Raw genomic sequence first — 8,425 nt, forward strand, 5'->3', positions numbered from 1 at the left:
ACACGGGATGCCCAAGCTTTGGCTGTAGGAAAGCTCTTTTGGGGCCCCCACTGCGGCAAAAGCCGCGGTGGGGTACTTAGAGGACCAGGGTCCCGGCCCCCACGGCGCTTAGGGTGGGGGCCTCGAGGTCCAGGCGGTGGGCGAGGACCTTCCCCTCCCTGCCCCTTAGGAGGGGGAGGAGGCTTCCCACCACCTCCACCCCGTCTATGCGGGTGGGGTTTTCCCCCAGGAAGGCGAGGGCGGCCTCGGGCTCCCCTTGGGAAAGCCTTTCCAGGAAGCCCAGGTCCCGCCGCCTCGCCTCCTCCGCCAGGGCGCGGGTGAGGGGGGTGTCCCCGAAGCGGGGCCCCACGTGGGAGAGGTCCACGGCGAGGACCAAAAGGCCTGGGTAGTCCCGCATCGCCACCTTCATGGCCTCCCCGAGCTCGGGGCTACGCCTCCCCACCAGGAGGGGGAGGACCTTGGCCTCGGGGAAGCGCCCTTTCAGGAAGAGGAGGGGAAGCTCCAGGCTGTGTTCCTCCCGGAAGGCGAGGGGGGTGTTGAAGAGCTCAAAGGGAAGGAGGGCGTCCAGGGCCTGGAGGGCGGAAAGGTCCGGCAGGGCGGGGCCGAAGGGGGTCTGGAAGGGCACGGGGAGGGCGGCGGCCCTTTCCTTTAGCGGCCGGTGGGCGACCCCGACCAGGTAGATGCGCTCGGGAGGCGGGGTCTTTTCCAGGGCGGCGAGGGCCGCCCCGTAGACCTCGGGGACGCGGGCGGGCTCCAGGTGGGGCATGAGGAGGACCTGGGCCTCTTCCCCTTCCCCCGGGTAGCTCGCCCGGAAGGCCTCGAGGAAGGCCCGGGCCTCTTTCTCCCCTTCCGGGTAGGAAAGCCCCGCGAGGCGCATGGGCCTTTCCTTCCTGAGCTTTTCCTCTTCTTCCTTTAGCCTCGCCTCCACCTTTTCCGTGAGGAGGAGGCCCGCCTCCTCCAGGGCCTTGGCCAGCTCCTCAAGCTCCTTCCTCGGCACCAGGACCCCGTGGCGCTTGAACACCTCCTCCTGGACCTCCTCTAAGGTCCTCCCTTCCATGAGGGAGAGGAGAAAAAGCCCCCCTTCCGTGAGGGCCAGGGGCTTCTCGTAGACCCCGTAGGGATCAAAGACCAGGAAGCCCCCCTCAACCGGGGTGATCTGGGGCTCCCGGAGCCTGAGCCTCCCTTCCACGCCTCCAATATAGGAGAAAGGCCCGGGCCTCCTCGGGGGTCCCCACCGCCCCTTCCGCCTGGGCCTCGAGGAGGGCCTTTAGGGCCCTTCCCACCTCGGGGCCTTCCCGGAGGCCCAGGAGGGCCATGGCCTCCTCCCCGGAGAGGAGGGGCCTTTGGGGTAAGGGCTCCCTTAGGGCCTCCCCGTAGCGCCCGAGCACCTCCCAGGCCTCGGCCTCCACCCCCCTTGTGGCCAGGCGGTCCGCGGCCATCAGGTAGACGAGGTCGGGGAGGAGGTCATGGCGGCGGAGGAGGAAGCGGCGGAGGGCCCGCCTCTCCTCGGGGAGGCGGTCCATGTGGCGGCGCACCAGGGCCTGGACCCGCTCCACCGCCTCCTTGGGGAAGCGGAGCCAGGAAAGGCTCGCCCGGGCGATCTCCGCCCCCACCTCGGGGTGGCCCAGGAAGCGGAAGCGGCCCACCTCGGGGTCAAAGCGGCGGGTGAGGGGCTTGCCCGCGTCGTGGTAGAGGGCGGCGAGGCGGGCCTCGAGGGGGGCCTCGGGCCAGAGGAAGAGGAGGTGGAAGACCGCGCTCAAGGTGTGCTCCCAGGCGGGAAGGTGGTGCACCCCTCCCTGCTCCAGGCCCTCGAGGAGGGCGAGCTCGGGGAGGTAGACCCCTAAAAGCCCCGTCCTCTCCAGGAGGCGGAGGCCGAAGGCGGCCCGTGGGGAGAGGAGAAGCCGCGCAAGCTCTTCCCTCACCCTTTCCCGCGCCGGGTGGGCCTCGGGGTGGGCCTGGAGGAAGCGGGCGTGGCGCCTTAGGGCCTCTTGCGTTCTGCCGGGCAGGCCGAGGCCGAGGCTTGCCGCAAGGCGCACCCCCCGGAGGCTCCTAAGGTGGTCCTCGTAGAGGTTTTCCTCCCGCACCGGGACGAGGAGGCGCCGCCTCAGGTCCTCCTCTACTCCCCTTAGCCCGAAGACGGCGCCTTCCTTAAAGAAGAGGGCGTTTGCCCGGTAGTCCCGCCGGAGGAGGTCCTCCAAAAGGTCTCCCTCCAAGGGGGTGAAGTCCAGGGTCCTTTCCCCCACCACCAGGCGGTAGTGGCCCCGCCCCGGGTCCAAGGGGAAGAGGCTTCCCCCGAGGCGCCTCTCTGCTTCCTTGGCCGCCCCTTCCGGGTCCAGGGCGGCGTAGTCCAGGTCCTTGGGCCTCCTCCCCAGGAGGAGGTCCCGCACCGCTCCCCCCACGGGGAAGGCGCCCTTGGGGGTATAAAAGGGGAAGTCCATATGGGCCACGAGGCGAAGCACCCCATCATTATCGGCCTCACCGGGAACATCGGGAGCGGCAAGAGCACCGTGGCCGCCCTCCTCCGGGAGCTCGGCTACCCCGTGCTGGACGCCGACCTCCTGGCGGAAAGGGCCCGGGAGGCCAAGAAGCCCGAGCTCAAGCGCCTTTTCCCCGAGGCCTTCCGGGGGGAGGAGCTGGACCGAAGGGCCCTGGCCCGAGTGGTCTTTTCCGACCCAGAGAAGCTCAAAGCCCTCGAGGCCGTGGTCCACCCGGAGGTGCGGCGGCTTCTTGTGGAGGAGCTTTCCCGCCTTAGGGCCCCCCTGGTCTTCGTGGAGATTCCCCTCCTCTTTGAGAAGGGGTGGGAGGGGAGGCTCCACGGAACCCTCCTGGTGGCGGCCCCCCTGGAGGAAAGGGTGCGGCGGGTCGTGGCGCGCTCGGGGCTTTCCCGGGAGGAGGTCCTGGCCCGGGAGCGGGCCCAGATGCCCGAGGAGGAGAAGCGGAAGCGGGCCACCTGGGTCCTGGAGAACACGGGGAGCCTCGAGGCCCTAAGGGAGAAGGTGCTCGCCCTTCTAGGGGAGATCCGGGCCCGGTTTGGGCTATCCTGAGGCCATGCGCGCCGTGCTCATCTCGGGGGCGAGCCGGGGCATCGGGGAGGCCACGGCCCGCCTCCTCCACGCCCAGGGCTACGGGGTGGGGCTCTTCGCCCGGGACGGGGAAAGGCTTAGGGCCCTGGCTTCGGAGCTTGGGGAGCGGGCCCTCCCCCTCCCCGGGGACGTGCGGAACCCAGGGGACTGGGAGCGGGCCGTGGCCCGCATGGAGGAGGCCTTCGGCGGGCTCTTCGCCCTGGTGAACAACGCCGGAATCGGCATCATGAAGCCCCTCGCCGAGCTTTCCGAGACCGAGTTCCGGGAGGTCTTGGAGGTGAACCTGGTGGGGCCCTTCCTGGGCCTGAAGGCCGCCCTCCCCGCCCTTCTCCGCGCCCGGGGGGTGGTGGTGAACATCGGAAGCCTTGCCGGGAAGAACCCCTTCAAGGGCGGGGCCGCCTACAACGCCAGCAAGTTCGGCCTCCTCGGCCTCATGGGGGCGGCCATGCTGGAGCTGAGGGAAGAGGGGGTGCGGGTGGTGAACCTCCTCCCGGGCTCGGTGGACACGGGCTTCGCCGGGAACACCCCAGGGGCGGGCTGGAAGCTCGCCCCGGAGGACGTGGCCCAGGCGGTGCGCTTCGCCCTGGAGATGCCGGAAAGGGCCCTGGTGAGCGAGGTGGAGCTCCGCCCCACCCGGCCCCAGAGGGCGTAAGCTAAGGCGGATGAGCCTGCCCGCCCGCCTCCAAGCGGCCTTGGTCCGCTTGAGGCCTTAGGTGGGGGCGGAGGGGTGCCGTGGCCCTGGCCTTTCTCCTCGGCTACCTGGTGGGCGGCCTGCCCGTGGCCTTCTGGTTCGGCGCCCTGAGGGGGAAGGACCTCCTTAGGGAAGGGCCCGACTTCCTGAGCGCCCTCGAGGTCCTGGGCCCGGTGCCGGGGCTTCTGGTCCTCTTCCTGGAGGTATTCCAGGGGGCTTTGAGCGTGGCCTTGGGGGAGGGGGTCGCGGGGAGCCCCTTGGGGGGGCTTTTGGGGGGCGTGGGGGCGGTGTGGGGCCAGGCCTTCTCCCCCTGGCTCCTCTTCCGGGGAGGCAGGGCGCTGGCCCCGGCGGCGGGGGCCCTCCTGGCCGTGGACCCCAGGCTCCTCCTCCTGGCCCTCTTCCTCTTCGCCCTCCTCTACCTCGCCTTCCGCAGCCCAGGGCGGGCGGTCCTGGCGGTGGCCCTCGCCCTTCCCCTCCTCGCCGCCCTGCTCGGCAAGACCCCTTTCCACCTCCTCTTCGGCCTTTTGGTGGGCCTGCCCGTGGCCTTCCGCCACCTCGGGGACCCTCAGTAGGGGAGGGGCCAGGTGCGGAAGTAGTCCCGAACCCGCCCCCAAAGCTCCAAGACGTAGGATGGGAGCATGCGCTGGCACGGGGTCTTCCGCCGCTTCGTCTTAGCCCGGCAGTACCGCTTCGCCCGCGAGGCCCTGGTGCCCCACTTCTTTGACGCCCTCACCGCCTACGCCCTGGAGCTCGCCCGGCTCGGCCTCCCCCGCGCCAGGGAGGCCGTGGCTGCGCTAAGGGAGCTCCGCACCCTGCCCCTCCCGAGCTTCACCGGGGAGGTGGAGGACGTGTTCTTCTCCATCCAGGCCCAGCTCGCCGAGCACTGGGGGGAGGAGGTGGCGGGGGCGGTGCGCCGGGGGCTTTCCCGAAACGACCTGGACCTCACGGTCTTCCGGGCCTACCTCCGGGACCGGACCTTGGCCCTCCTCGGCGATCTCCTCCGCCTGCGGCAGGTGGTGCTCCGCCAAGCGGAGCGGCACCGGGGGGTGGTGGTGGTCCTCTCCACCCACCACCGCCCGGCCCAGCCCTCCACCCTGGACCACTACCTCCTCGGGGTGGAGGCCCTCCTCGCCCGGGACACGGAAAGGCTCTTCCGGGCCCTCTCTAACGTGAACCGCTCCCCCCTGGGGGCGAGCGCCCTGGCGGGAAGCCCCTACCCCGTGGACCGGGAGCGCCTGGCCCGCCTCCTCGGGTTTGAGGGGCCCGTGGAGAACACCCTGGACGCGGTGGCCGCGGGGGACTACGCCCTGGAGCTGGCCTTCGCCCTGGGGGGTTTGGGGGCGAGCCTAAGCCGCCTCCTCACCGACCTCCTTTCCTGGGCGGGGCGGGAGGCCTTCGGGGTGGGGGAGGGGCTTTCCCAGGGGTCCAGCTTCATGCCCCAGAAGCAGAACCCCGTGGTCCTGGAGCACGCCCGCGTCTACGCCGGGCGGCTCCTTGGGGGCCATGCGCCCTTAGCCCTCCTCAACCACAACACCCCCTTCACCGACCTGAACGACCACTCCACCGGGGTTTTGGAGCCCCTCGCCGAGGGGCTCTCCGCCGCCGAGGGGGCGGTGGAGCTCACCCGGGTGGCCCTGGAGGAGGGGGTCTTTTTCCCGGAGCGCCTTCTGGCGGAGTTTTCCCCCGAGGTCCTGGCCTCGGAGGCGGTGGACCTCCTGGTGCGGAAGGGGGTCCCCCTGCCCGAGGCCTACCGCAGGGTGCGGGCGGCCCTCCCCGGGCTAAGGCCGGAGCTTTTGGGGGTGGAGCGGGAGGAGCTTCTGGCCTGGATGGACCTTCAGGCCTTCTTCGCCCGGCGGGAGGTCCTGGGGGGCGTGGGGCCCAAGGCCCGGGCCGAGGCCCTTTCCCGGGCCAAGAAGCGCCTCAAGCGGGACCGCGAGGCCCTAGCTTCCTTGCGGGCGCGGGTTCGCCTGAGCCGGCGCTGGCTTCAGCACCTCGAGCCTCAGGAAGGCCAGGAGGGTGCGGAGGAGGAGGGGCAGGTAGAAGGCGAGGAGCACCAGGAATAGCCCCCAGGAGAGGAGGGCGAAGACCTGGCTCCCAAGCCCCTCGGCCAGGGCTCGGGTGCCCAGGGTGAAGGCGGCGAGGGGAAAGACCAGGCCCCAAAGGCCGGGCTGGAAGGCGAGGCGCACCCGGTGGAGGAGGAGGTTTTCCAGGAGGAAGGTCATGGCCAGGACGAACCACCAGCCCCCCAGGCCCCAAAGGGCCGCCCCGAGGAGGTAGAGGCCCTCGAGGCTCCCCCCGTAGAGCCCCGCCTCCCGGGCCCCGCCGAAGAGGGCGAGGGGGGCGAGGATCCCCACCCCCACCGGGGCCAGGCCGATGAAGAGGGAGGGGACGAGCTCGGGGGCCGGGCGCTCGTGGACGTAGAGGCGGCCCAGGAGGGTGGCCCCCACCCAGAGGAAGAGGACGAGCCCGAGCCCGAGGAACATGAGGAGCCAGAGGAAGGCCTCCCGGGCCCAGGGGCCGAGGAGGGGAAGGAGGGGCCCCCCGGTGAGGGGCACCACGATGGCCGAGACCGGCGGGATGAACCAGGTGCCGTTGGCCGCCTCAAAGGGGAGGCGGAGCCGGGTGAAGACCAAGTAGCCGAGGAGGAGGCTCGCGAGGAGGGTAAGGGGGGCGCCCAGGGCGAAGAGGAGGAGGGCGAGGCCCGGCCACCCCGCCACCTTCAGGCTCGCCAGGCCGAAGAGGAGGAAGGCCAGGGGGAAGGTGGCGTAGAGCTGGGAGAGGAGGGGGTGGTGGAGTTCCTGCCAGACCTGCCCCGGGTAGCGGAGGAGCTTTCCCAGAAAGAAGGCGAGGCTTAGGGCGAAGAGAAGCCCGGCGAGGGCGTAGGCCAGAAGGCCCAGGGCGGGGAGGCCGAAGGCCTTAAGCGTAAGGGCCACCCCGCTTCCCCCCATGACCGCGGCGAACCAGGCGGGGTTGAAGGGGCGCACGCTCATGAGGCCCATTGTGGGATACCGGGGTGGGGTAAGTCAACGCCTCCGGAAGTGCTCCACGGTGAGGCGGATTCCCTCCTCAAAGCCCACCTCGGGCCGCCAGCCGTGGGCCATGAGCTTGAGGGGGGAGAGGACGCTCCTTTCCAGGTCCCCGGGGCGCGGCGGGGCGTGGAGGACCTCAGGGGCCTTCCCCGCGGCCCCGGCCACGGCCTTTAGGACCTCCCTCGTGGTGTGCCCCTCGCCGGTGCCCACGTTGTAGACCCCTTCCAGGGAGAGGAGGGCGAGGGCGTGGGCCCGGGCCACGTCCCCCACGTAGACGTAATCCCGCACGCACCCCTCGTCCCCCGGGGTCTTCCGGGCGTAGAGGGTCACGGGCAGGCCCTTGAGGACCCTTTCGGCGAAGATGGCCACCACCCCCGCCTCCCCGTGGGGGTCCTGCCTGGGGCCGTAGACGTTGCCGTAGCGCAGGGAGACCCACTTGAGGCCGTAGTTTTGCCCGTAGGCGGCGAGGTAGTGCTCAAAGGCGGCCTTGCTGGCGGCGTAGGGGCTTTTGGGGCGGGGGGGCCAGGTCTCCTCGGCCCGCTCCCCCTCGGGCACCTCCCCGTAGATGGCCCCGCCCGTGGAGGCGAAGAGGAGCTTTTCCACGCCATAGCGGCGGCAGGCCTCCAGGAGGTTCATCCCCCCGAGGAGGTTCACCCCGAAGTCCAGGAGGGGGTCTTCCACGCTCACCTTCACCGAGGCCTGGGCCGCCTGGTGGGAGACGTGGGTGGGGCGGAACTCCCGGAAAGCTCGCTCCACCCCCTCCTGGTCCCTTAGGTCCACCTGGAAGAAGGGGACGCCCTCGGGCACGTTTTCCCGCCTGCCCGTGGAGAGGTTGTCCAGGACCGCCACCTCGAGGCCCCTTTTGAGGAGGTCCTCCACGATATGGCTTCCGATGAAACCGGCACCGCCCGTTACGAGAACGCGCATAAAAACCCCCGGGGTAGTGTACCACCACCCCTAACAGCAGGGGGTTGATCACTTGCAGTCACAATCGCAATCGCAGAGGTCCACCCCCTCACCGCATTGGTCAGGTTCCCTGCGGAGCTCGCCGCGGATGGCCTGGAAGAGGCAGGCCAGGGCGTCGGGGTGGAGGAGGGGTGCGTTGTAGAGACCAAATCCCCTCATGCGCCACCTCTCTTTCTCGTAGGTGGCGTAGAAGAACTCAAAGACGCTCCGCCCCGGTTGGGTGGGGGCCGGGAATGCTTGCCAGAAAGGTGGCTTTGAAAGGGGAACCCACCCCGGGCCCGGGATGGTATCTACCCAAAGCATCTTTAGCTTCAGCATGATGACCGTCCAGGGGCCCACCCTGGGGGTCCAGGCCGGGTAGTAGTAGCCCCAGATGCCCACGATTTCGCCCAAGGAAGCGGTGTTCCTGTTGGGCGTGATGTTGGCCACGAGGGCGTGAGTGGAAGGGGAACCGTCTACCAGCCAGCCCTTTACCTTGCTCACGGGTAGGTGCCAGCAGAGCCCGGGGCTTGGGCGTTTGCCGCAGAAGGTGCCGGGGTGGCAACCCGTTGGAGGGGGGGTGACCGGCCAGCCCTGGTCGTCTATACAGCGGCCAGCGGGGGAAGGGGTCGGGGGGACGAGGCTCGCCAAGAAGTTAGCGAAGTCTGTAGATCCTA

At 70.3% G+C, this 8,425-nt stretch carries 8 protein-coding genes and 1 pseudogene; 4 read left to right on the top strand and 5 right to left on the bottom strand.

Annotated features, from left to right (window positions below; all coding sequences use genetic code 11):
• Positions 1–76: 76 nt before the first annotated feature.
• A complete protein-coding gene (gene amrB, locus ABJK26_RS08560) occupies positions 77–1,189 on the bottom strand; it encodes an AmmeMemoRadiSam system protein B (RefSeq protein WP_347241862.1) in 1,113 nt (370 codons plus the stop codon).
• Entirely contained in the window at positions 1,143–2,438 is a 1,296-nt protein-coding gene (locus tag ABJK26_RS08565; RefSeq protein ID WP_347241871.1) for an HDIG domain-containing metalloprotein, read from the bottom strand. The genes amrB and ABJK26_RS08565 overlap by 47 nt, the downstream gene beginning before the upstream one ends.
• On the opposite strand from ABJK26_RS08565, the gene coaE reads away from it, so the two are divergent.
• The 4 genes from coaE to ABJK26_RS08585 all read left to right on the top strand — a co-directional run bounded on the left by coaE (position 2,439) and on the right by ABJK26_RS08585 (position 5,837).
• Complete coding sequence (coaE, locus tag ABJK26_RS08570; protein WP_347241863.1) at positions 2,439–3,044, top strand: dephospho-CoA kinase; 606 nt, start codon at positions 2,439–2,441, stop codon at positions 3,042–3,044.
• Between the two features lie 4 nt (positions 3,045–3,048).
• Positions 3,049–3,735, top strand: a complete 687-nt coding sequence (locus ABJK26_RS08575; RefSeq protein ID WP_347241864.1) for an SDR family oxidoreductase — start codon at positions 3,049–3,051, stop codon at positions 3,733–3,735.
• A gap of 80 nt (positions 3,736–3,815) precedes the next feature.
• Complete coding sequence (locus ABJK26_RS08580) at positions 3,816–4,346, top strand: glycerol-3-phosphate acyltransferase (protein WP_347241865.1); 531 nt, start codon at positions 3,816–3,818, stop codon at positions 4,344–4,346.
• 66 nt (positions 4,347–4,412) lie between these two features.
• Positions 4,413–5,837 (top strand): lyase family protein, encoded by a 1,425-nt coding sequence (locus ABJK26_RS08585; protein WP_347241866.1) that lies wholly within the window; start codon positions 4,413–4,415, stop codon positions 5,835–5,837.
• Positions 5,838–5,846: 9 nt separating this feature from the next.
• Here ABJK26_RS08585 and ABJK26_RS08590 read toward each other — a convergent pair.
• The 3 genes and pseudogenes from ABJK26_RS08590 to ABJK26_RS08600 form a co-directional block, all read right to left on the bottom strand.
• Positions 5,847–6,773 (bottom strand): annotated as a pseudogene (locus ABJK26_RS08590) (tellurite resistance protein-like permease); the annotation flags it as partial.
• A 24-nt stretch (positions 6,774–6,797) separates the two neighbouring features.
• Complete coding sequence (locus ABJK26_RS08595; protein WP_347241867.1) at positions 6,798–7,730, bottom strand: SDR family oxidoreductase; 933 nt, start codon at positions 7,728–7,730, stop codon at positions 6,798–6,800.
• A gap of 48 nt (positions 7,731–7,778) precedes the next feature.
• On the bottom strand, positions 7,779–8,252 hold the full coding sequence (locus ABJK26_RS08600) for a hypothetical protein (RefSeq protein ID WP_347241868.1): 474 nt from the start codon (positions 8,250–8,252) through the stop codon (positions 7,779–7,781).
• Between the last annotated feature and the right edge of the window lie 173 nt (positions 8,253–8,425).

This window comes from Thermus sp., assembly GCF_039793865.1.
GTDB lineage: Bacteria > Deinococcota > Deinococci > Deinococcales > Thermaceae > Thermus.

Coding starts and splice junctions, on each gene's coding strand:
- ABJK26_RS08565 (WP_347241871.1), bottom strand. CDS start 2,438: ATGGACTTCCCCTTTTATACCCCCAAGGGCGCCTTCCCCGTGGGGGGA.
- coaE (WP_347241863.1), top strand. CDS start 2,439: ATGGGCCACGAGGCGAAGCACCCCATCATTATCGGCCTCACCGGGAAC.
- ABJK26_RS08575 (WP_347241864.1), top strand. CDS start 3,049: ATGCGCGCCGTGCTCATCTCGGGGGCGAGCCGGGGCATCGGGGAGGCC.
- ABJK26_RS08585 (WP_347241866.1), top strand. CDS start 4,413: ATGCGCTGGCACGGGGTCTTCCGCCGCTTCGTCTTAGCCCGGCAGTAC.
- ABJK26_RS08595 (WP_347241867.1), bottom strand. CDS start 7,730: ATGCGCGTTCTCGTAACGGGCGGTGCCGGTTTCATCGGAAGCCATATC.